The organism is Nonomuraea sp. NPDC003560 (genome assembly GCF_042878785.1).
Taxonomy (GTDB): domain Bacteria; phylum Actinomycetota; class Actinomycetes; order Streptosporangiales; family Streptosporangiaceae; genus Nonomuraea.
On record NZ_JBIAOF010000009.1, the window covers coordinates 257,347 to 279,886 of the forward strand.

Sequence of the window (22,540 nt, forward strand, 5' to 3'; positions counted from 1 at the left end):
GTGGGAACCCTGCATGCGGGATCGACCCGATCTGGTGTGGGATCGTCCTCATGACGAACGCAGGAAGACGGCGGCGGTTCCCCACCGGTGACCTGGCCAGGATCGCGGTGTTCGCCGCGCTGATCGCGGTGCTGGGCGCGCCGGGGGCGGTCAACGTTCTCGGCAACGCGGTGCCGATCACTCTCCAGACGCTCGGCGTCATGCTGGCCGGGGCCATCCTCGGCAGCCGGCGGGGGGCGCTGGCGGTGGTCGTGCTGCTGGTGCTGGTCGCGGCCGGGCTGCCGCTGCTGGCGGGCGGGCGCGGCGGGCTCGGCGTGTTCACCGCCGCCTCCGCCGGGTTCCTGCTCGGCTGGGTCCCGGGGGCCGCGGTCACCGGGCTGCTGGTGGAGCGGGCGGGCCGGACGCCGAGCGTCCTGCGGCTGCTGGTGGCGTGCGCGGTGGGCGGGATCGGGGTGGTCTACCTGATCGGCGTCCCGGTGCAGGCGCTGGTCACCGGGCTGCCGCTGGCCAAGGCGCTGGCCCTCAGCGCGGTGTTCCTGCCGGGCGACGCGCTCAAGGCGGTGGTGGCCGCGCTGGTGGCCAGGGGCACGCAGCGTGCCTATCCCGACGCCGTGCCGGCCGTCCACCGCGAACGGGTGCGCTGATGCCGGTCGCCGAGCACGTCCTGCGGCACGCCGCCGACGGCCCGTCCCGGGTCGCGCTGCGCGGCCCGGGCGGCTCGCTGACCTACGGCGAGCTGGCCCGACGCGTCCAGGGCGGCGCGCGGCATCTTCGCGGGCGCGGCGAGCTGGCCGCCATCGCCCTTCATGACCCGGTCGAGCTGCTGATCGCGGTGCTGGCGGCCGATCTGGCGGGGGTGACGCCGCTGGTGGGCGACCCGGCGTGGAGCGCGGAGCGGTGGGCGCGGGTGGCCGGGGCGGCCGGCGCCGACCTGCGGGTCGAGGAGCCGCTGCCGTCCGCGCCGGGCGCGCCCCTCGTGCCCGAGCCCCGTCCCGGCGACCGGGCGTGGGCGTGCTTCACCTCCGGCAGCACGGGCCGGCCGCGCGCGGTCGCGCGCACCCGCGCGTCCTGGACGCGGTCCTTCCCGCACCTGACCGAGCTGACCGGCATCGGCCCGGCCGACGTCGTCCTGGTGCCCGGCCCGCTGGTCTCCTCCCTGTACGCCTTCGCCGCCGTGCACACGCTGGCCGTCGGCGCGACCGCCGTCGTGCCGGGCGGGCGGCCCACGGCGGCGTCGCTGCGCGCGGCGACCGCGATCCACCTGGTGCCCCACCGGCTGCCCGAGGTGCTGGAGCAGGCGCCCCGCCTGCGGACGGCCGTCGTCGGCGGCGCGGCGCTGAGCGGGCAGGCCCGGAACCTGGCCCAGCGGGCGGGGGTGCGGGTGATGTCCTACTACGGCGCGACCGAGCTGTCGTTCGTGGCCTTCGACCCCGACGGGGACGGGCTGCGGGCCTTTCCTGAGGTCGAGATCGAGGTCAGGGCCGAGCCGGGGCGCACGCTGGGCGAGGTGTGGGCGCGCTCGCCGTGGCTGGCCGACGGCTATCTGGGCGGCGCGAGAGGTCCGCTGCGCCGCGACGGCGCGGGCTGGATGACGGTCGGCGACCTGGCCGAGCCGTACCGGGCCGGGCAGGTGCTGCGGGTGCGCGGGCGCGGCGACGGCGCGATCCAGACCGGCGGCGCGACCGTCGTGCCCGAGGACGTCGAGGCGGTGCTGCGGAACGTGCCGGGGGTGGGGGACATCGTGGTGATCGGGTCGCCGCACCCGTCGCTCGGCTCGGTGGTCACCGCGGTGGTCGAGGGCGCCTCGCCGCCGCCGCGCGCGCTGCTGGAGGCCGTCGCGCGCAGCGGGCTGGACGTGGCGCAGCGACCCCGCCGCTGGTTCGCCGTCCCCGCCCTGCCGCGCACCGGGTCGGGCAAGCCGGCCCGCGGCCTGGTGGCCGACCGGCTGGCCGGCGGCGACCCCGAGCTCCGGAGGCTGGTCTGAGGTGGGCGGACGACCCGTCGTCGTCGCGGCCCGCCGTACGCCGATCGGCACGGCCGGGCACGCCTTCAAGGACGTGACCGTCGACCGGCTGGCCGCCCCCGTCATCGAGGCGGTGGCCGCCGAGGCCGGCCGGCCGGTGGACGACGTGGTGCTCGGCAACTGCATGGGCCCCGGCGGGAACGTGGCCCGGGTCTCGGCGCTGGCCGCCGGGCTCGGCCACGGCGTGCCCGGCCTGACCGTCGACCGGCAGTGCGGCAGCGGGCTGGCCGCGATCCTGGTGGCCGGGCAGGCGGTAACCGCGGGGGAGATGGACCTGGTGATCGCCGGGGGAGCCGAGAGCGCCTCGACCGCGCCGCTGCGCACGCCGCGGGGCGCGGACCGTCCCTACGACCGGGCGCCCTTCGCCCCCGAGGGCCATCCCGACCCCGACATGGGCCCGGCCGCCGAGGCCCTGGCCGGCGCGTACGGCATCAGCCGCGCCCGCCAGGACGACTACGCCCGCCTCAGCCACGCCAAGGCGCTGGCCGCCCGCGCGGCGGGCGCCTTCGACCAGGAGATCGTGCCGGTCGGCGGCCGGTCGGAGGACCAGCGTCCCAGGGCGCTGCGGGCGGCGTCGCTGGCCCGGTTGCCCGCGGCGTTCGTGCCGGGCGGTACAGTGACCGCCGGTAATTCCTCCCCGGTCAGCGACGGCGCGGCCGCCGTGGCACTGGCGCCCGAGCGGGCCGGCCTGCCGGGGTTGCGGCTGTTGGCCGGGTCCGTCGTCGGGTGCGATCCGGCGCTGCCCGGATGGGGGCCGGTGCCCGCGGTCCGCCGGGTGCTGGCACGTGCGGGGGTGGACATGGGACGGGTGGCCGCGGTGGAGATCGTGGAGGCGTTCGCGGCGCAGGTGCTGGCCGTCACCGACGCGCTCGGCCTCGACCCGCTGGAGGCCGACCGCGACCGGGTGTGCGCCGGCGGCGGCGCGCTGGCGCTCGGCCATCCGTGGGGCGCGACCGGCGCGGTGGTGGTGACCAGGCTCTTCTCCAGGCTGGTACGGGCCGGGGCGCCCGCGGGCACGCTGGGGCTGGCGGCCGCGGCGGTGGGCGGCGGGCTGGGCGTGGCCGCGCTGTTCGAGGTGGTCGCGTGATCGAGTTCGCCGACGTGCACGTCCGGCTGGGCACCCGCGACGTGCTGCGCGGCGTCACCGCGAGCCTGACCGAGCGCCGGGTGGGCGTGGTCGGCGCGAACGGCTCGGGCAAGAGCACGCTGGCCCGGCTGATCAACGGTCTGGCGGTGCCCACCTCGGGCGAGGTCACCGTGCTCGGCCTGGACACCCGCCGGCAGGCCGCGCGGATCAGGCGGCGGGTGGGGTTCCTGTTCACCGACCCCGACGCGCAGATCGTCATGCCGACCGTGGCCGAGGACGTCGCCTTCTCCCTGCGCCGCAAGGGCCTGCCGCGCGAGGAGGTCGAGCGCCGGGTGCACGACGTGCTGGCCCGGCACGGCCTGGACGGGCACGCCGACCATCCCGCCCACCACCTGTCCGGCGGCCAGAAGCAGTTGCTGGCGCTGTGCGCGGTCATGGTGCTCGAACCCGACATCCTGGTCATGGACGAGCCCACGACGCTGCTCGACCTGCGCCATTCGCGGCAGGTGGCCGCGTTGTTGCGGGAGATGCCGCAGCAGGTGGTGGCGGTGACGCACGACCTGCCGCTGCTGGCCGGGTTCGACCGGGTGCTGGTGCTGGACGAGGGCCGGGTGGTCGCCGACGGCACGCCGGCCGAGGCGATCGGCCACTACACCGAGCTGATGGCGTGAACGGGCTCACCGGGGCGTACGTGCCGGGCGGCTCGTGGCTGCACCGGCTGCCGCCCGGGGTCAAGCTGGCGGGGCTGGCGGTGTCGTGCACGGCGCTGGTGCTGGTGCGGCCGCCGGTGGCGCTGGCGGGGGCGGCGGTCGTGGCGGCGGCGCTGTACGCGTCGGCGCGGGTCGGGGGGCGGGCGGCGTGGGCGCAGGTGCGGCCGGTGCGCTGGTTCGCGGTGATGCTGTTCGTGCTGCAACTGGTGTTCGCGGACCTGGACGCGGCGGTGTCCTCGACGTTGCGGGTGGTGCTGGCCGTGGCGCTGGCGGGGCTGGTGACGCTCACCACGCGGACGGCCGACATGCTGGCGGCGCTGGAGCGCGTCCTGTCGCCGGTCAGGTTCGTGGGGCTGGACCCGTTCCGGCTGTCGTTGCTGCTCTCGCTCACCGTGCGCAGCGTGCCGGTGGTGGCCTCGCTGGCGGCGCGGATCCGGGAGGCGCAGCGGGCGCGGGGGGTCGAGCGCAGCATGCGGGCCTTCGCGGTGCCGATGGTGGTGGGCGCTCTGCGGCACGCGGACGCGCTGGGCGAGGCGCTGTCGGCCCGCGGGCTCGACGACTGACCCCCACTTCATCACAAAGCGGACATAAGGCAGTTACAACTTACACCTCCACTTTTGGTCAAATATAGCCTTCTTGCGTAAATAAACGACAAAACGGACGTCGATCGTTCGTTGCGCAAGGAGTCCTTCCCCCGTGCTGCCCACCAGAGCGCTGCTCGCCGCCTGCCTGCTGGCCCCCCTTCCCGTCGTCCTGCAGGGGACGGCGCACGCGGCCGCGTACTGCTCGATTCCCGACACGCCCGCCCTCACCGCCCAGGAGTCGGGGCCGCGTGAGGGCTACCTGGCCGGATCGGGCAGCGACGCCTTCGTGGACTGGGTCTACCCCAGCCCGCGCCCGGCGGCCAAGGAGCCGACGGCGGCCCAGCGCCGCGACTACGCCGGCTTCCCCAACCTCACCGCGATCGACGTGGTCAGGCCCGACGGCACGCCCGGCCAGAAGCTGATCGCCACCTGGTCCACCAACGTGGACGCGGTCATGGCCCAGACCAGCGGCATGGCCGTCTCCGACGACGGCGGCCTGACCTTCGGCCCGGCGCGCGGCACGCCGCTGCGCGAGGCGCCGGTGCAGTTGCACGACGGCCGCCTGTTCGGCACCGCCTACTACCTGTCGAAGGTCGACGCCCACACCAACGAGCTGGACGTGCACACCTCCACCGACCTCGGCCAGACCTGGGACACCGCCAAGGCCACCTTCACCAGCCCGGACGAGCTGGTCGGCGGCGGCGTGGCGCACGGCGTGCCGATCCAGCTGGCCGACGGGACCGTCCTGGTGACCGTCTACGCCCGCTACACCGCCACCGGCGGGAAGAACCAGGCCGAGCTGTACGCCAGCGCCGACGGCGGCCGGACCTTCGCCCGCCGCGGCGTCATCGCCCGCCCGGCCGGCGAGGCGACGTACAACGAGACGGCCGTCGAGCAGACCTCCGACGGCAGCCTGCTGGCGGTCATGCGCAAGGACGGCGGCACCTACTCCACGCTGGCCTGGAGCCGTTCGACCGACGAGGGCCGCACCTGGTCGGCGGTGCGCGACCTGCAGCTGTCCGGCCAGAGCTGCACGGTGCGCGGCGTGGCCCCGCGCCTGCTGCTCATGCCCAACGGCGTGCTGGTGCTCAGCGCCGGCCGTCCGGACGACTGGCTGGCGATCTCCCCCGACGGCCGCGGCGACTCCTGGACGCAGCAGCGCGTGACCTACCACAACCGCGACGGCGTCTACGACACGCACGGCTCGTCCGGTTACACGGCGCTGGCCGCCGTCGGCGCCAACCGGCTGGTCCAGCTCTTCGACAACTGCAAGCTGCCCGGCGTCAAGGCCGACGGCACGCTGAACGAGACCGCCTGCCCGGCGAGCGGCAGGTTCGAGAACGGCGGCTGGTACGCCGTCAAGCGCCGCCACCTGGACGTCCTGGCCCCCGGCGCGGGCCGGATCGACCTGGCCGCCAAGCAGCGCGCCGGCGAGCTGACCGTCGAGACGAACATGACCTGGGCCGACGCCCGGCGGCCGCGGGTGCGCCCCGACGGCGCCTTCGACGGCAGCACCGCGTACTGGTCCAGCGCCGTCTCCCAGGGCCCCGGCGAGTACGTCCTGCACCTGGACCGCGAGCAGACCTTCAACCGGATCGGCCTCAGCCTGCGCCCGGGACACCCGGCCTCGGCCAGCGTCTACGTCTCCAAGGACGGCGCCGACTGGGGCCGCCCGGTGGCCACGGTCACCGGGCGCACCGACTACGCGCTGCGCCACCAGCCGGTGAACGCCACCGGCCGGCACGTCAAGGTCGTCGTCGAGGCCACGCCGGACTGCGACGCCGAGATCGGCCCGAGCTGCGCGATGCTCAACGAGGTCGAGCTCCACTCCACGACCGACACCTTCGACAACGACCCGATCTGGCTGCGCCCGCGCGGCTACCAGAGCCTGTCGGCGGCGTGGGTGTCGCCGTACGAGGTGGGCGCCGACCGCGCGCTGACCCTGTCCGACAAGTCCACCACCCTCATGGCCAAGGCCGCCCGCACCACGACCGCGAGCGCGCGCAAGACCCTGGAGTTCCGCTACAAGCCGGTCACCGTGACCAACTCCTTCCTGTTCACGGTGACCAGCGGGACGACGTCGGCCTACCACCTGAGCATCAGCAGGGCCGGCGCGGTCAGCCGCTACGACGCCGCCACCAAGAAGTGGACGGCCCTGGCCCCCGCCGGGACGGTCGGCGAGGGCTGGACCAGGATCCGCCTGGAGGCCACCACCTCCTCCGCCATCCTGTACGCCGGTGACCGGCAGATCGCCACGCTGCCCCGCACGGCCGCCGTCACCTCGATGGACGGCTACGCCTTCAGCAGCGCGGGCACCGCTCCGACCGGCGACGAGGCACTGTTCGACGACGTGCGGTTCGAGGACCGCTGACCTCGCGCGGCGGCGCGGGAGCGTGCCCGCGCCGCCACCGTGGCCTGCCTTGCGCCGCCTCGACGGGCCGTGCCTATGATCGCGCCATGCCTCCCCTGACGCTTCCCCGCCAGCACGCCCGCACGGCTCGCTTCACCTACGGCGTCCCGCGGAACTTCACGATCTCCCCGGACGGCGCGCGGGTGATCTTCCTGCGGTCGTCCTCGGGCGAGGATCCGGTGCACCGGCTGTGGTCGTTCACCGTGGCCACGGGGGAGGAGCGCCTGCTGGCCGAGCCGGGCGCGCCCGTGCCCGGCGCGCGGCTGTCGGAGGCCGAGCGCGCCCGCCGGGAGCGCACCCGTGAGCACGCCTCCGGCATCGTCGCCTACGCCACCGACGTGGCCGTCACCAAGGCCGTCTACGCGGCCGACGGCGCGCTGCACACCGTCGACCTGCTGACCGGCGAGGTGACCGCGCTCGGCCTGACCGGCTCCGACCCGCGGCTGGACCCCACCGGCGAGCACGTCGCGTTCGTCTCCGGCGGCGCGCTGCACGTGGGGGAGCGGCCGCTGCTGGTGCCCGACGGCACCGACGTGACGTGGGGGCTGCCCGAGCACGTGGCGGGCGAGTCGATGGGCCGTCACCGCGGCTACTGGTGGGCGCCCGACGGCACCCGCCTGCTGGCCGCCCGGGTGGACAACGCCGCGGTGCAGAAGTGGTGCCTGGCCGAGCCGGCCGAGCCCGGCCGGCCGCCGCGGACCATGGCCTACCCGCCGGCCGGCACGGCCAACGCCGACGTGTCGTTGTGGCTGGTCACGCTGGAGGGCCGGCGCACCCGGGTGGTGTGGGACCGCGCGGCCTTCGAGTACGTGGCGGCGGTGTCGTGGACCGGCCAGGGCCTGCTGGTGCTGGTGCAGAGCCGCGACCAGCGCACCACCCGCGTCCTGGAGGTCGATCCGGCCACGGGCGCGACCACGCCGGTGCGCGAGGACACCGACGACGCCTGGCTGGAGCTGGTGCCCGGCGTGCCGTCGCGCACGGCCGCGGGCGAGCTGGTCTGGACGGTCGACCGCGACGACACCCGCCGCCTGATGGTCGGCCAGGACGTGGTGACCCCGCCCGGCCTGCAGGTGCTGGCGGTGCTGGCCGTCGACGGCGACACCGTGCTCCTCCAGTGCTGCGAGGAGCCCACCGAACGGCACCTGTGCACCTGGTCCAGGGCCGAGGGCCTGGTCAGGGTGACCGCCGAGCCCGGCGTCCACACCGGCACGCGCGCGGGCGGGGCGACGGTCGTGGTGCGCCGCTCCCTGGAGGAGCACGGGGTGCGGGTGAGCGTGGGCGGCCGGACGATCGCCTCCCACGGCGCGGTCCCGGTGCTGCGGCCGCGGGTGGAGCTGGTGTCGCTGGGCAAGCGCGACCTGCGCACGGCGATCCTGTTCCCGTCCGGGCACGTGCCGGGGTCGGGGCGGTTGCCGGTGTTGTTGTCGCCGTACGCCGGGCCGATGGCGGCGCGGGTGCTGCGCGGCCTGGACGGCTTCGCGATCGAGCAGTGGTTCGCCGACCAGGGTTTCGCCGTGCTGGTGACCGACGGGCGGGGCACGCCGGGCCGGGGGCCGGCCTGGGAGCGCGCGGTCCGGTTCGACAAGCTGAGCGCCGCGCTGGAGGACCAGGCCGACGCGCTGCAGGCCGCCGCCGCCCGCCATCCCGACCTGGACCTGGGCCGGGTGGCGATCCGCGGCTGGTCCTACGGCGGTTACCTGTCGGCGGCGGCGGTGCTGCGTCATCCCGACGTCTTCCACGTGGCCGTCGCGGGCGCCCCGGTGACCGATCCCCGCCTGTACGACACCCATTGGCAGGAGCGTTACCTGGGCCATCCCGACGAGCATCCCGAGGCCTACGACCGCTGCTCGCTGCTGGCCGACGCGCCCGGCCTGAGCCGTCCGCTGATGCTGGTGCACGGCCTGGCCGACGACAACGTCTTCGCCGCCCACACGCTGCGCCTGTCGGCGGCGCTGCTGGCCGCGGGCCGTCCGCACACGGTGCTGCCGCTGAGCGGCGTGACGCACATGGCCCCCCAGGAGGACGTGGCCGAGAACCTGCTGCTGCTGGAGCTGGACTTCATCCGCCATCACCTATCCCAGGTTTGACTTATATAAGTCGCACCTGAAACACTGAGGTCGTGCACGCGTTCGACGTCCTCGGGGATCCGGTCCGCCGCCGGATCCTGGAGCTGCTGGCCGGCGGCGAGCAGAGCTCCGGCGAGGTCACCGCAGTCATCCAGCGAGAGTTCGGCGTCTCACAGCCGGCGGTCTCCCAGCATCTGAAGGTGCTGCGCGACAACGGGTTCGCCAGCGTGCGGGCCGAGGGCACGCGACGGCTCTACGCCGTGGAGCCCGCGCCGCTGCGGGAGGTCGACCTCTGGCTCGACCGTTTCCGCGGCTTCTGGGAGCAGCGCCTCGACGCGCTGGCCACCGAGCTGGCGCGGGGCAGAAGAAAGAAGCACGATGGACAGCCTTGACGAGATATCCCGGATCAGGCGCGAGCTCACGGACGGCGAGCGCAAGTCCGTGACCCTGACCCGCCACTACGACGCGGAGGTGGCGGACGTCTGGGACGCCTGCACCGACGGTGAGCGCATAGCCCGCTGGTTCATGCCGGTCTCCGGCGACCTGCGGCTGGGGGGCACGTACCAGCTGGAGGGCAACGCGGGCGGGCAGATCCTGGCCTGCGAGCCGCCCTCCTACCTCAGGGTGAGCTGGTTGTTCGGGCCCGATCCCGGCTTCTCCGAGGTCGAGGTGCGCCTGTCGGCCGAGGGCGGGGGCACCCGGTTCGAGCTGCGCCACACCGCCGAGGTGCCGCCGGAGATGTGGGGCCGGTTCGGGCCCGGGGCGGTCGGCGTGGGCTGGGACCTCGGGCTCCTGGGCCTCCGGCTGCATCTGTCCGGGCTGCCGATGCCCGACAAGGCCGGCTTCGAGCTGACCGCCGACGGCCGCCGCTACATCACGGCCAGCAGCCGGGCGTGGGGCGCGGCCTTCGAGGAGGCCGGGGCGCCGCCCGAGGCCGCCGCCGCCGCGGTCGCCGCCACCACCGCTTTCTACCTACCGACGGAGGACCAGTCATGAGCCAGAAGACCACCACGTTCCTGATGTTCCAGAACCGCGACGCCGAGGAGGCGATGAACTTCTACGTCTCGCTGTTCGAGGACTCCAAGGTGGTGGCCGTCTCCCACTACGGCCCGGAGGGGCCCGGGCCCGAGGGCACCGTCATGCACGCCACGTTCACCCTGGCCGGCCAGGAGTACATGTGCATCGACAGCAGTGAGCGGCACGCGTTCGGCTTCACCCCCTCGATGTCGATCTGGGTCGCGTGCGACACCGAGGAGGAGATCGACCGGCTCTACGCGGCGCTGGCGGAGGGCGGCCAGCCGCTGATGCCGATCGGCTCGTACGGCTTCAGCACCAGGTTCGGCTGGGTCAACGACCGGTTCGGCGTCTCCTGGCAGCTCAACCTGGCCTGAGCGCCGCCCCGGACGACGAGTAGGGTGAGTAAGTGTTTACCCACCCTCTCGTGAAGGGGCACGACATGAGGCTCGTCATCTTCGGCGCGACCGGTCGCACGGGGCTGGAGCTCGTCCGGCAGGCGCTCGACCTGGGGCACGAGGTCACCGCCGTCGTCCGCGACGCCGCCCGGTTGCCGGCCGGGCTGCGCGACCGCGTCGAGACCGTGACCGCCGACCTGGCCGACCCGCGGGCCGTCGCCCCGGCGATCAAGGGAGGGGACGCCGTCCTGATCGCGCTCGGCCCGCGCGGGCGCGGCCCGACGACCGTGCACACGACCGCCATGCGCTCGATCCTCCAGGCGATGGCGCGGGTCTCGGCCCGGCGGGTGCTGCTGGTGAGCGCCGCGGGCATGGTCGCCGACGCCGGCGACGGCCCGTTCACGCGGTACGTGCTCAAGCCCCTCGTCCTGCAGCCGCTGCTGAGGAACTCCTACACCGACCTGGCCGAGTCCGAGCGCCTGCTGCGCGCCTCGGGGCTGGACTGGACGATCGTGCGCCCCTCCCGCCTGCTCGACGGCGGGCCCACCGGCCGCTACCGCACCGCCCTGGACCTCAACCTGCGCGGCGGCCGCTCCACCACCCGCGCCGACCTGGCCGACTGCATGCTGAAACTGGCCGCCGACCCGGCCTCGGCGGGGCACGTCGTCTCGGTGGCCACCTGAGTCTGTCAACAGGACGTCGATGCCGGGGTAGGCGGCGAAGGCCGCGGCTCGGTCCCGCACGGGCGCCCCGTACCTCATGGAGGACGGCCACCACGCGAGGCGCGTGGTGGCCGTCAGGGTCGGGTCAGTACACCTCGATCTTGTTGGCGTTGACGTCGTCGAGCACCCCGATGATGTCGCTGTAGCGAGCCGAGGTGCCGGAGTCGATCGGCAGCGCCATCGTCTCCTGGGCGTAGATCATCGCGGCGCGTACGGTGCCCAGGCCCAGCCGCCTGGTCGTCGCCGAGTCGATCGCCGTCCCGGCGTTGACGCGCCTGGTCGCCAGGTTGAAGTACGTGCCCAGGGCGTGCTCGCGGAGCACGGTCTTGGGCCCGTTGGCGTCGTGGAAGGCGGAGTCGATCTCGGCCGCCGACAGGGCGCCGCTCTGGTCGCCGTCGTAGCGCTGGTCGGTGGCCTGGATGCGGGCCAGGGACTCGGCCGTCCACTGTCCTGAATGGTTCGTCCAGTAGCCCTTGGACAGCGGATCCCTGGTGGGCGGAACGGCCGTGACCGTGGTCGTGGCCGAGTCCGAGACCGGGTCGAAGGTGCACGCCCCGCCGCTGTTCCTGTAGGTCACGGACACCTCGCTCGCGTACGCCGTGCCCGCCGTCGCCAGCAGTGTCGGCCGCGCGGTGAAGACGATGTTCCGTTCGCCGGACCTGGCGGGCAGGGCGCCCACGTTCCAGACCAGCGTCCTGGTGCCGTCGGCGTTGAGCGTCACCGAGTCCGGCTTCGGCCCGGCGCCCAGGTCGAGCGCCTTGCTGTAGTAGACGCCTGCGGGCAGCGTGCCGGTGATGACGGCGTCGGAGGCGCCGCCACCGCCGGTGTTCGCGTAGGCGATGGTGTACGTGATCGCCTCACCGGCGTCGACCGTGGCCGTCGCCGTCTCGTTCACCGTCAGCACCGGGGCGCGCACCGTGGTCGTGGCGCGCGCGGTGTTGTCGCTGATGTACGGGTCGGGCACGCCGTTCGTGTCCTTCCCGGTCACCGTGACGGTGTTGGCGAGCACCGTGCCGTCGGTGGTGTCGCACGGCACCTGGTAGGTGAACTTCGGCGTGACGGTGTGCACGTCGCCCTTGTTCAGGTCGGGCACCGGGCGTTGCCGGGTGGTGCCGTCGGGCAGCGTGTCGGTGAGCGAGACGGCGGTGGCCCTGCCCGGCCCGAGGTCGGTGACGTCGACGGTGTAGGTCACGGTGTCCCCGCCGTCGGCTTCGGCCTGGTCGGCGGACTTGGTGACCTTCAGGTCGGCCTGCTGCGACAGGGCCAGGACCATCTCCTCCGTCATCTCGTCGGGCGTGCTGCGCGGCACCCCGTCGTTGAAGCCGGCGGCGTTGAGCCTGGGGTTGTACTGCAGGTGGGCCCAGTCGTCGTAGCCGTGCAGCGTCTGGGTGTCATCGGTGATGTTGCATCCCTTGCCCGGGACGCCGATGGACTCGATGTAGTTGATGTCGGCGGGGATGTCGCCCTCTGTGTTGCCCTTTTCCCCGTTCCAGTCGATCGGGCCGCTGTTGGCGGGCTCGACGTGGGGTTTGCCCTTGATCCCGTACACGGTGTAGCGGTCGGGGTGTGGCGTCCCGCGCACGCCGAGGTTCTCGTCGAGGTGCTGCTCCACGAGCCGGGTGGGCTCGGTGGTGCCGAGCGCGGTGCCGGTGGCCGTGCTGCTGTAGTCCATGGGCCGGGTGAAGTTGATGTCGGGGAACTGGAGCGCGTAGTTCATCACGCTCAGGTAGTTGGGTTTGCAGTTGACGTCCTCGTCGCCGCCGTGGCCCAGGCTGAGCGTGTGCCCGAGCTCGTGCATGAAGGTCGAGGCCTGGGCGACCCTCAGTCCGCCGACGTCGTTGATCGCCTGGGCGCTCCACGTGCCGAGCGTCACGATGAAGTCGTTGCCGCCCTGGGGGCCGACGGCGTACCACTCGGAGTTGCCGGAGGAGTCGGGATCTTCGAGGTAGCTCTCGGCGAAGATCATGTAGCGGTACACGTCGCGTTTGGCCTTCAGGATGTTCGCGCAGTTCCCGTCGTTGCGGTCGGCGCGGGTGCCGAAGTGTCCCGTGCAGGGGCCGGCCGGTTCGCCGTTCTTCAGCTCGTTGAAGTCCACGAGTACCGGATCGGACCTCTCGAACCGGATGTTGGACGTCTTCGGCAGTTCCTCGTCCTTCAGCACGTGGAGAGTGACGCCCAGGTACTTGGTCGCCGCCGGATGGGCCGGGTCGGGGTGATAGGGGTCGACCGGTGCTGCGGCGAAGGCGTCCACGACGTCGCCGAGCCCGAACCAGTCGGGCTCATTGTCCTTCATGTAGTCCGCTTCGACGAACAGGTCCTTGCGGTAGGGCAGCGCGTTGTACGGCGGGTCGCCCAGGGCCAGGTCGACGTGGTTGTCGTTGTTGACGTCGTAGCCCACGCCCGGCGTCTCCCAGGCGTTCATGATGCCGTCGCCGTCGCTGTCGGCGGCGCCGCCCGTGGTCCTGGCCAGCGTGATGCAGGCGGGTGTGGTGATGGTGAAGAAGCCGCGGGCCGAGTCGGGGCCGGTGGTCTCGCTCTCCCCCGACAGGGTCAGGGCGCCGGCGCCCTGCTCGGCGGTCAGGCCGCCGCCGGTGAAGACGCACGTGTTCAGGTCGAACTTGAGATCCAGGTAGTCGCCGTTCTTGGCCCAGTGGATGACGTTGTTCTTGCTCAGGTCGTCCTGGTCCCACAGTTCCAGGTGGATGTCGACGGGATTCTGGCTGGTGTCGACCGTGGCCTTGTGGACCCAGTTGGTCCGGAAGTCGGGGCCGTGGGCACAGCAGTAATCGTCCTCGCCGTCGTACAGGTCCTCGTTCCCGATCTTGAATTTGGGGTAGTAGTCGTTGCCGCAGGACTCGCCCGGGCCCTCGTCGCACGACAGCTCGACCACCCGGTACAGGCTGACGGTGACCTCCACGGTCGCCGCCTGGGCCGGGCTCGGACCGAGATACGCCAACCAGGCCAGCACCAGTAACGATGCGGCTAACGCACGAATGCTCCTCATTCCGCGTCCCCTCCAGACTGTGCATCTCGCTCAGTATGCGAAGGCGCGAAACAAGGCGCTTGAGTAACCGGGTACTCAAGCCGCGCGTCTCTATCATCGTGAACGTGCCTGGCATCCGCGGGACTTCGACGCCGATTCCGTACGACTCCTTCATCTCCTACAGCCGGGCCGCCGACGGGCTGCTCGGCCCCGCTCTGCGTGATGGGCTGCACCAGTTCGCCCGTCCCTGGTACAAACTGCGGGCGTTGCGGGTCTTCTGCGACACGCGCAGCCTGTCGGCGTCCCCGGGACTGTGGACGACGATCGAGGCCGCGCTCGACGCCTCGCGCTGTTTCGTCCTGCTGGCCTCCCCCGAGTCGGCGCGTTCGGTGTGGGTGCGGCGGGAGATCGAGCACTGGCGCTCGCTCGAACCGGGACGGCCCGTCTTCCTCATGCTCACCGGCGGCGACCTCGTCTGGGACCACGCGGCCGGGCACTTCGACCAGACCCTGACCACGGCGCTGCCCGAGTCGCTGCTCACGTCGTTCACCGAGGTCCCCCTGTGGGCGGACCTGCGCTCGATCCGCAGCCAGAGCGACCTCTCGCTCAGCAACCCGGCCTTCCTCGACGCCGTCGCGACGCTCGCCGCCACCCTGCACGGCCGGGCCAAGGACGAGCTCGTCGGCGACGACGTCCGGCAGCACCGGCTGGCCCGGCGCTTCCGGCGGCTCTCGTGGACCGGGCTGTCCGTCCTCACCACGGCGGCGGTCGTCGCGGCCGCCGTGGCCGTCCACGCGGCCGACGTCGCCGAGGCCCAACGCGTCAGAGCCGACGCCGAGCGCGACCAGGCCCTGTCGTACCTGGCCAGTGATCGCGGCATCCAGATCGGCGAGAGTGATCCGGTCGTCTCCGGCCTGTTGTCGGCCACCGCCTGGCACTTCGCCAGGACCCCCGAGGCCCGCTACGGCATGGTGGCCGCCCTGGCCTTCCCGGTGCGCGCCATCCTGGACAGCGGCTCCTACCACGGCGGCGCGGTGGCCTTCAGCCCGGACGGCCGGACCCTGGCCACCGGCGGCACGGACGGCATCACCCGCCTGTGGGATCCGGCGACCGGCCGGCCTGCCGGGGATCCGATCAAGGACGGCGGCCTCGCCCTGGCCTTCAGTCCGGACGGCCGGACCCTCGCCGTCGCCGGCTCCGACGGGACGATCAGGCTGTGGGACCTCTCCACCAGGACAGCGGTCCCGCTCACGGGTCATCGGTCCGCCGTGTGGGCCCTGGCCTTCAGTCCGGACGGCCGGACCCTGGCCAGCGCGGGCCAGGATCACACCGCCCGGCTGTGGGATCCCGCCACCGGGAAACCCGTCGGCCGACCTCTCGAAGGCCACACCGGCGAGGTCAGCGGGGTGGCCTTCAGCCCGGACGGCAGACTCCTGGCCACCGCCGGCCGTGACAGGATCGCCCGCTTGTGGAACCCCGCCACGGGAAGACCCGTCGGAAAGCCCCTCAAGGGCCACACCGACGAGATCCGAGCCGTCGCGTTCAGCCCGGACGGCCGGACGCTGGCCACCGGCGGCTACGAAGGAGACATCCGGCTGTGGAACCCCGCCACCGGGAAACCAGTCGGACGACCTCTCACAGGTCACACCGACGTCGTCACCGGACTCGCGTTCAGCAAGGACGGCCGGACCCTGGCCTCCGGCAGCTGGGACGGGACCGCCCGGCTGTGGAACCTGGCGACCCGGCGCCCGGCCGGCGACGCGTTCACCGGCCACAGCGGGTACGTCCACGGCGTGGCGCTCAGCCCGGACGGCGGAACCCTGGCCACCGTCAGCGGGGACGGGACCACCCGGCTCTGGCGCGCCGCCGCCCGGCGGCCGGTCACCGACCCGCTCATCGGCCACGAGGACGAGGTCTCGCAGCTGGCGTACAGCAACAACGGCGACATCCTGGTCAGCAGCGGAGCTGACGGAACCATCCGCGTCTGGGACCGGCTGACCGGCAGGCGACTCGGCCCGCCGATCCGCGGCAGGGACCCCTACACATGGCCGGTGGCGATCAGCCCGGACGACAGGACGCTGGCCGTCGGTGACGACGACGGCGGTCTCCACCTGTGGGACCTGGCCACCCGGCAGCAGATCGGCACCCCCGTCAAGGCCGCGGCCGGCACCATCTCCGTGCTGACGTTCAGTCCGGACGGCAGGACCCTGGCCATCGCCTCCGGCGAGGGAATCCTCCAGTTATGGGACCCCGCCACCCGCCGTCCGGTCACCGCTCCGACCAAGGCCCACAGCGACGTCCTCCACCGGATCGTCTTCAGCCGGGACGGCAGGATCATGGCCACCGTGGGAGGCGGCACGGCCAGGCTCTGGGACACCGCCACCCGCCGTCCGATCGGCGCCCCGATCGGGGGCTCCAGCGTCACCTGGCTGGCGTTGAGCCCGGACAGCAAGCTCCTGGCCACCGTGGGAGAGCAGGGAACGGTCAGGATCTGGGACACGGCAGGCCGCCGCCCCAAGGGCGCCTTCAAGGACCGCACGGGCACCATCTCCACCGTCGAGTTCAGCCCGGACGGCAGAACCCTGGCCACCGACGCCGCCGCGGGCGTCCAGCTCTGGGACGCGGCCACGACGAAGCCGATCGGGAACCCGTTCAAGAGCGGCGAAGGCGCTGTCTCGTCGCTGGCCTTCAGCCCGGACGGCCGGACCCTGGCCGGCTCCTACGGCAAGGGAACGATCCTGCAGTGGAAGGTGGACGTCCCGGCGGATCCGTTCCCCGCGCTCTGCGCGGCGGCCGGTCGCTCGCTCACCGAGCAGGAGTGGGGCCGCTACCTGCCGTCCGGCACCCCCTTCGAGAAGGTCTGCTGAATCCACGGCCGACCCCCTACAGCCGGAGGGGGATCACACGTAAAGTCTGATCGTCGCAGTCGGCTGAGGAATGGAACCCCCCGGATGAAGGCACGTGTCGTCGCGATCATGCAGGTGCGGTGGGTGCGGCTGCTCGCGTCGGCGCTCGTCGGCGCCGTCGTGGGCCTGGCGATCTTCGAGATGACCGAGGCGGGCGGCCGGTGGATCTTCGTCGTCACCGGTGCGGTCGCCGGCATGGCCGCCGTGATCATGGCCCAGTTCTATGCCAGGACGGCCAGGCTGACCGAGGTGAAGGTCACCGTGCCGCAGCTCAGCGAGCTCACCTTCCTGGTGAACAACGAGAGCCGCCAGGTGGCCTGGCACCTGTTCGTCGAGACCGTCACCCGGGTCTCCGTCCAGTCGCTCGACGACGAGGAGGGCCTGGTCAGGGAGGCCATGAACTCTCTGTACGGCCTGTTCGCCACCACCCGCGACGCCCTCAAGACCAGCCGCCCCTCAGCCCCCGTGCCAGGCGGGCAGACCGTGGAGTACTTCGCGATCTCGATGCTCAACAAGGAACTGCGCCCGTTCCTGTCCAAGTGGCACCCGCTGCTGACCGCTTGGGAACGGGCGCATCCCGGCGAACCGGAGTCGGCCTGGCCCGGCGACCAGGAGTGCCGCGCCCATCTGCGCCTGCTCCAGTCCGCCATCTCCGCGTACGCCGAGGGCTTCGGCCACCTCGCCGGCATCCGTGACCCGCAGACGCTGATCGCGGGCATGATGCCCGCCGGGTCGCAGGTCCCTCCGACCGCCGGCTGACCTGAACCCCACGGGCTAAGGGCGGGCCGCGATCGAGGAGAGGAAGTCGTCGAGCAGGGCGACCTGGACGTCCTCGGGGAAGCGGCCCGGGTCGAACAGCGCCTGGACGACGAGCCCGTGGGTGAAGGCCACCGCACCGGCCGCCAGCCGTTCGGGGTCGGCCTGCCGAGGCAGTTCGCCGAGGTCGCGGGCGGTCTCCAGGTGGGCGCGCAGCGCCGAGCGCAGCCGGGTGTAGCGGGCGGCCTGGCCGGCGCCGAGGTCGTCGTCGGCCAGGGCCAGGTCCCAGGAGCTGACCCAGATGCGGTTGCGGGCGACGTCGGCCGGGCCCAGCGGCAGGATGTCGAGCAGCGCGGCCCTGAGCGCCGCCAGGCCGGGGGCCGGGGGCTCGCGGCGGGGACGGGCGGCCGTGCGCCGCTCCAGCAGGTCGAGCGCGTGCCCGACCAGGGCCCGCTTGGTGGGGAAGTAGTGCATGAGCAGGCCGGTCGACACGCCCATGGCGGCGGCGACGGCGCGCAGCGTCAGCCCGCCGAACCCCTTGTCGGCCAGCACCTGCCAGACCGCCCGCGAGACGTCGTCACGGCGGGCTTCACGGTCTCCTGCTGCGGGCGGCATGCTGCTACCTTACATACCGAACGCTCGTTACGTACCTTGGGACGGTGTCCGTGTTCGCACTTCCGCTCGGCGACGAGGCCGAGCTCCGCCCGCTGGAGCCCTGGCGGGCCCAGGAGTTCCTCGACCACATCGACCGGGCCCGCCCTTCGGTGGACCCGTGGATCCCGTGGGCCGAGCGCAGCACCGACCTTGCCTCGGCGACGGCCGTCCTGCAGCGCTACGCCGACGACCAGGCCGCCGACGGCGCCCGCATCTACGGGATCTGGCTGGCCGGCACGCTGGTCGGTGGCGTGATGTTCACCCGGTTCGAGGCGGTCTCGGGGGTGTGCGAGATCGGCTGCTGGCTGGAGCCGGCCGGTGAGGGCCGGGGGCTGGTGACCCGGGCGTGCCGGCTGCTGATCGACTGGGCGTTCGCCGAGCGCGGCATGGCGCGCGTGGAGTGGTGGGTCTCGCCGGGCAACACGCGCAGCATCGAGGTCGCGCGCCGGCTCGGCATGACCCGCGACGGCGTGCTGCGCAGGCGTTTCCCGCACCGGGGCGAACGGCACGACAGCGAGGTCTGGTCACTGCTGGCCGGCGACGCGCCCGCCTCCGGCGTCAAGGCCGAGCTCGACCGGTTGATGGCGGCCTTCCTATACGCCTTCACCAACACCGGTGGCCGCCACCCGGACGTGGGCGCCGTCCGGGAGCTGTTCGTCCCGCAGGCGGTGATCGTCAACAACACCGGGCCCGAGCCCGTGGTGCACGACCTGGACGGTTTCGTCGAGCCCCGGCAGCGCATGCTGACCGACGGGACGCTGACGGAGTTCCGCGAGTGGGAGGTGGCCGAGCGCACCGAGATCTTCGGGTCGGTCGCCCAGCGGTTCAGCGACTACCGCAAGTCCGGCGTCCGGGACGGCGTGCGGTTCGCGGGCGCGGGCCGCAAGACCACCCAGTTCGTCCGGACGCCCGCCGGGTGGCGGATGAGCTCGATGGCCTGGGACGACGAGTAGCGGGCTGGTCAGGCGGCCACCTTGTCCAGGAAGGCGCGCACGTTGGCGTTCGCGCGGGCGACCTTCTCGGCCGGCGTCAGCGACTCGTCCACGACGCCGGCGCCCGCGGCCTCCCTCTTGCCGCGCACGTAGAGGGGGCAGGCCAGGTCGGCGCACAGGTACTGCCCGACGGTGTTGCCCTGGCGGCCGGGCTCGCCGGTGCGGCGGGCGGTCATCAGGGCGACGCCGCCGCCGGTGTGCGTGGTCAGGCAGAAGGAGCACATGCTGCGCGCGGTGAAGGAGCGCGAGGAGCCGGAGGTGACCCGCAGGGCCACGCCGACCAGGGAGCCGTCGGCCTCGGCCACCAGGTAGGCGCGCTCGGGGGCGCCGGGATCCCGCCAGCCGAGGAAGTCGAGGTCGTCCCAGGGCAGGTCGGCCAGATCCCGGGGCAGGCCGGCGCGTTTGGCCTCGCCTTTGGAGCAGTTGATGAACGACGTGCGGATGTCGTGTTCGGTCAGGGGTCTCATGAGTGTGGAGGCTAGCTTTTCTTAACGGTAGTATGCAAATACTTAAAGCCTGTAAGAAAGGGTGCTGCCGTGGCCCGCGCGGGAGTGACCGTCGACCGCCTGACCAGGGCGGCCGCGGACCTGGCCGACGAGGTCGGCTTCCAGAACGTGACCGTCTCCGCGCTCGCCCGCGGCTTCGGCGTCAAGCCCGCGGCCCTGTACGCGCACGTCAAGGACATCCAGGAGCTGCGGGTCAGGGTGGCCGAGCTGGCTCTGGGCGAGATGGCCGACCGGGCCGCCGCCGCGCTGGCCGGCCGCTCGGGCAAGGAGGCGCTGGTGCCCTTCGCCGCGGCCTACCGCGCCTACGCCAAGGAGCATCCGGGCCGGTACGCCGCCACCCAGCTGGAGCTGGACTCCGAGTCGCTGGACGTCAGCGCGGGCCGCCGGCACGCGGAGCTGACGCGGGCCGTCCTGCGCGGCTACGACCTGGCCGAGCCCGACCAGACCGACGCGCTGCGCATGCTGAGCAGCACGCTGCACGGTTACGTGACCCTGGAGATGGCCGGCGGGTTCCGCCGCCATCCCCGCGAGGTGGACGCCTCCTGGTCCAGGGCCCTGGACGCCCTGGACGCGGTGCTCAGGAACTGGCCGCCGGCCTGAGCCCGCGGTCTGACCACGTGGTCAGACCGCGGCCCACAGTTGGGCCTTGTTGGTCAGCCCCGGCGAGCAGGGGAAGATCTTGACGAAGGTGTCCAGGGTGTCCAGGCAGCTTCCCTGCGCCAGGGACGAGCGGATCTGGTTGAACCCCGCCCCCTTGACGAACGGCACCCCGCCCAGCGTGAACCAGCGGACGGCGGGGTCGGCGTCGCCGCAGGCCCGTTCCACCACCTGCGCGCCGAAACCGGCCGAGTCGGCCGCCACACAGAGCCGGGTCAGCGGGTTGCGCAGCAGGAACGAGTCGCTCGCCAGCGGGACGATCTCCCACCGCTGCTCGTTGACGTCATGGCAGGTGAAGCGCTGCAGCCGGGCGCCGGGGACGAAGATGTCGTCCTCGGTCCGGATGTCGAGGCATCTGCCCTGCTCGGCCTCCTTGACGTGGACCGGGGTGGCGGCTTGTGCGGCGGCGGGGACGAGGCCGAGGGCCAGCGCCGCGCCCAGGGCGGACATGATCCGGAGCGGGTGTCGCATGCGGGTCTCCTTGTGGTCGACGGGGTGCCTGTCCTCAGGGGCGTTCCATGGCGTTCCATCGCGGTGTCCGCTGGCCGCGGCGGCGCCGGTGCCGCACAGTGGCCGGATGAGCGATGCGACGAAGGGCTGGGCCCTGTCCGGTGGCGTGGGCGGGGCGGCCGCGCTGGAGCCGCTGCTGCGTGAGGTGCTGGCCGCCCTGGCCGAGGGCGCGCGGCGGCGCGGCGGCCCGCTGCCCGCCCGCACGCCCCAGGAGCTGGCCGCCGAAGTGGCGCGGGCGTTCGCGCCGGAGGGCGAGCGGCTGGGGGCGCTGACCGAGCTGCTGGCCTACGGGAGCGCTGATCCGGCCGATCCGTTCTGCGCGGCGCACCTGCACTGTCCGCCGCTGGCGGTGGCGGTGGCGGCCGATCTGGCGGTCTCGGCGCTCAACCCGTCGCTGGACTCCTGGGACCAGGCGCCGGCCGCGACCGTGCTGGAGACGGCGCTGCTGGCCGAGCTGGCCCGGCTGGTGGGGTTCGGGGCGGCCGCGGCCGGCGTGCTGACCTCGGGCGGCACCGAGTCCAACCTGATGGGGCTGATGCTGGCCAGGGATCTGGCGGTGGGCCGGTCGGCGGGCGTCCGGGCCGAGCTGTCGGGCCTGCCGGTCGGGGGACCGCGGCTGCGGATCTTCGCCTCCGAGGCCGCGCACTTCTCCACCAGGCGGGCCGCGGCGCTGCTCGGGCTGGGTGAGGACGCGGTCGTCGCCGTCCCGGTCGACCGGGAGCTGCGGATGGAGGCCGGAGCGCTGGCCGGGGCGCTGCGGGCGAGCGCCGGGCGCGGTGAGCCGCCGGTGGCGGTGGTGGCCACGGCGGGCACCACGGACACCGGGGCGATCGACCCGTTGCGCGCGTGCGCGTCGCTGGCCGCCGAGCACGGCGCCTGGCTGCACGTCGATGCCGCCTACGGCGGTGGCGCGCTGCTGTCGGACCGGCTGGCCCCGCTCCTGGACGGTCTCGCGCTGGCCGACTCGGTGTCGCTGGACTGGCACAAGCTGGGCTGGCAGCCGGCCGCGGCCGGGGTGTTCCTGGTGCGCCGGGCCGAGACGTACGCCTCGCTGGCCCGGCGGGCGGCCTATCTCAACCCGGCCGACGACGAGGAGGCCGGTTACCCGAGCCTGCTGGGTTTGTCGCTGCGCACCACGCGCCGGGCCGACGCGTTCAAGATCCTGGTGACGCTGCGCACGCTGGGCCGGTCGGGGCTGGGCCGCCTGGTGGACGCCTGCCACGACCTGGCCCGGCACGGCGCGGCGGCGGTGCGCGCCCATGGGCGGCTGGAGCTGCACGCCGACCCGGTATTGACCGCGTTCCTGTTCCGGTACGTGCCGGCCGATCCGGCGCGCTCGGACGAGGTGAACGCGGGGCTGCGGCGCAGGCTGCTGCGGGAGGGCCGGGCGGTGGTGGGCCGGACCGAGCTGCCGGGGACGGGCCCGGGCCGGGTCCGGCTCAAGCTCACGCTGCTCAACCCGCACGCCAGGCCGGGCGACCTGGACCGGCTGCTGGCCGTGGTCGCCGCGGCGGGCGAGGCCGAGGAGTCCGGCCTCTGACCTCGCCTCCCGCCTGCCGGGG

General features: G+C 73.4%; 20 protein-coding genes. 16 read left to right on the plus strand and 4 right to left on the minus strand.

What is annotated here, in order from left to right; all coding sequences use genetic code 11:
* Nucleotides 1-50: 50 nt before the first annotated feature.
* The 11 genes from ACFYUV_RS32415 to ACFYUV_RS32465 all read left to right on the plus strand — a co-directional run bounded on the left by ACFYUV_RS32415 (nt 51) and on the right by ACFYUV_RS32465 (nt 10,975).
* Nucleotides 51-644: a biotin transporter BioY gene (locus ACFYUV_RS32415; protein ID WP_387675045.1), complete on the plus strand. Its 594-nt coding sequence runs from the start codon at nt 51-53 to the stop codon at nt 642-644.
* Nucleotides 644-1,984, plus strand: coding sequence for a class I adenylate-forming enzyme family protein (locus ACFYUV_RS32420; protein WP_387675048.1), 1,341 nt, complete (start codon nt 644-646; stop codon nt 1,982-1,984). Before ACFYUV_RS32415 ends, ACFYUV_RS32420 begins: the two co-directional genes overlap by 1 nt.
* 1 nt (nt 1,985) lies before the next feature.
* Nucleotides 1,986-3,110, plus strand: coding sequence for a thiolase family protein (locus ACFYUV_RS32425; protein WP_387675050.1), 1,125 nt, complete (start codon nt 1,986-1,988; stop codon nt 3,108-3,110).
* Entirely contained in the window at nt 3,107-3,781 is a 675-nt protein-coding gene (locus ACFYUV_RS32430; RefSeq protein WP_387675053.1) for an energy-coupling factor ABC transporter ATP-binding protein, read from the plus strand. Before ACFYUV_RS32425 ends, ACFYUV_RS32430 begins: the two co-directional genes overlap by 4 nt.
* Entirely contained in the window at nt 3,778-4,383 is a 606-nt protein-coding gene (locus ACFYUV_RS32435; protein ID WP_387675056.1) for an energy-coupling factor transporter transmembrane component T family protein, read from the plus strand. Before ACFYUV_RS32430 ends, ACFYUV_RS32435 begins: the two co-directional genes overlap by 4 nt.
* Before the next feature lie 133 nt (nt 4,384-4,516).
* Nucleotides 4,517-6,775, plus strand: a complete 2,259-nt coding sequence (locus ACFYUV_RS32440; protein WP_387675059.1) for an exo-alpha-sialidase — start codon at nt 4,517-4,519, stop codon at nt 6,773-6,775.
* An 86-nt stretch (nt 6,776-6,861) separates the two neighbouring features.
* A complete protein-coding gene (locus ACFYUV_RS32445; RefSeq protein WP_387675062.1) occupies nt 6,862-8,901 on the plus strand; it encodes a prolyl oligopeptidase family serine peptidase in 2,040 nt (679 codons plus the stop codon).
* Nucleotides 8,902-8,933: 32 nt separating this feature from the next.
* The gene (locus ACFYUV_RS32450) at nt 8,934-9,272 is read left to right on the plus strand and encodes a metalloregulator ArsR/SmtB family transcription factor (protein ID WP_352356418.1); all 339 of its coding nucleotides are present in this window, start codon (nt 8,934-8,936) and stop codon (nt 9,270-9,272) included.
* Complete coding sequence (locus tag ACFYUV_RS32455; protein ID WP_387675066.1) at nt 9,259-9,876, plus strand: SRPBCC family protein; 618 nt, start codon at nt 9,259-9,261, stop codon at nt 9,874-9,876. Before ACFYUV_RS32450 ends, ACFYUV_RS32455 begins: the two co-directional genes overlap by 14 nt.
* Nucleotides 9,873-10,271, plus strand: a complete 399-nt coding sequence (locus ACFYUV_RS32460; RefSeq protein ID WP_358004655.1) for a VOC family protein — start codon at nt 9,873-9,875, stop codon at nt 10,269-10,271. The genes ACFYUV_RS32455 and ACFYUV_RS32460 overlap by 4 nt, the downstream gene beginning before the upstream one ends.
* 65 nt (nt 10,272-10,336) lie before the next feature.
* The gene (locus ACFYUV_RS32465; RefSeq protein ID WP_387675069.1) at nt 10,337-10,975 is read left to right on the plus strand and encodes an NAD(P)-dependent oxidoreductase; all 639 of its coding nucleotides are present in this window, start codon (nt 10,337-10,339) and stop codon (nt 10,973-10,975) included.
* A gap of 124 nt (nt 10,976-11,099) precedes the next feature.
* Here the strand turns inward: ACFYUV_RS32465 and ACFYUV_RS32470 are convergent, their stop codons facing one another.
* A complete protein-coding gene (locus tag ACFYUV_RS32470) occupies nt 11,100-13,970 on the minus strand; it encodes a hypothetical protein (RefSeq protein ID WP_387675072.1) in 2,871 nt (956 codons plus the stop codon).
* 152 nt (nt 13,971-14,122) lie between these two features.
* Between ACFYUV_RS32470 and ACFYUV_RS32475 the strand changes: the two genes are divergently transcribed.
* Both ACFYUV_RS32475 and ACFYUV_RS32480 read left to right on the plus strand, forming a co-directional pair.
* Nucleotides 14,123-16,864, plus strand: coding sequence for a toll/interleukin-1 receptor domain-containing protein (locus tag ACFYUV_RS32475; protein ID WP_387675075.1), 2,742 nt, complete (start codon nt 14,123-14,125; stop codon nt 16,862-16,864).
* Between the two features lie 84 nt (nt 16,865-16,948).
* Entirely contained in the window at nt 16,949-17,662 is a 714-nt protein-coding gene (locus tag ACFYUV_RS32480) for a hypothetical protein (protein ID WP_387675078.1), read from the plus strand.
* Nucleotides 17,663-17,677: 15 nt separating this feature from the next.
* On the opposite strand, the gene ACFYUV_RS32485 is transcribed toward ACFYUV_RS32480, so the two are convergent.
* Complete coding sequence (locus ACFYUV_RS32485) at nt 17,678-18,274, minus strand: TetR/AcrR family transcriptional regulator (protein ID WP_387675081.1); 597 nt, start codon at nt 18,272-18,274, stop codon at nt 17,678-17,680.
* A gap of 44 nt (nt 18,275-18,318) precedes the next feature.
* On the opposite strand from ACFYUV_RS32485, the gene ACFYUV_RS32490 reads away from it, so the two are divergent.
* The gene (locus tag ACFYUV_RS32490) at nt 18,319-19,266 is read left to right on the plus strand and encodes a GNAT family N-acetyltransferase (protein ID WP_387675084.1); all 948 of its coding nucleotides are present in this window, start codon (nt 18,319-18,321) and stop codon (nt 19,264-19,266) included.
* Nucleotides 19,267-19,274: 8 nt separating this feature from the next.
* Here the strand turns inward: ACFYUV_RS32490 and ACFYUV_RS32495 are convergent, their stop codons facing one another.
* Nucleotides 19,275-19,772, minus strand: coding sequence for an FBP domain-containing protein (locus tag ACFYUV_RS32495; RefSeq protein ID WP_387675087.1), 498 nt, complete (start codon nt 19,770-19,772; stop codon nt 19,275-19,277).
* 69 nt (nt 19,773-19,841) lie between these two features.
* Here ACFYUV_RS32495 and ACFYUV_RS32500 point away from each other — a divergent pair, with 69 nt between their 5' ends.
* Entirely contained in the window at nt 19,842-20,411 is a 570-nt protein-coding gene (locus tag ACFYUV_RS32500) for a TetR/AcrR family transcriptional regulator (RefSeq protein ID WP_387675091.1), read from the plus strand.
* A gap of 21 nt (nt 20,412-20,432) precedes the next feature.
* Here ACFYUV_RS32500 and ACFYUV_RS32505 read toward each other — a convergent pair whose 3' ends face one another.
* Nucleotides 20,433-20,939, minus strand: a complete 507-nt coding sequence (locus ACFYUV_RS32505) for an RICIN domain-containing protein (protein ID WP_387675094.1) — start codon at nt 20,937-20,939, stop codon at nt 20,433-20,435.
* A gap of 106 nt (nt 20,940-21,045) precedes the next feature.
* Here ACFYUV_RS32505 and ACFYUV_RS32510 point away from each other — a divergent pair, with 106 nt between their 5' ends.
* Entirely contained in the window at nt 21,046-22,518 is a 1,473-nt protein-coding gene (locus ACFYUV_RS32510) for a pyridoxal phosphate-dependent decarboxylase family protein (RefSeq protein ID WP_387675097.1), read from the plus strand.
* Nucleotides 22,519-22,540 lie beyond the last annotated feature (22 nt).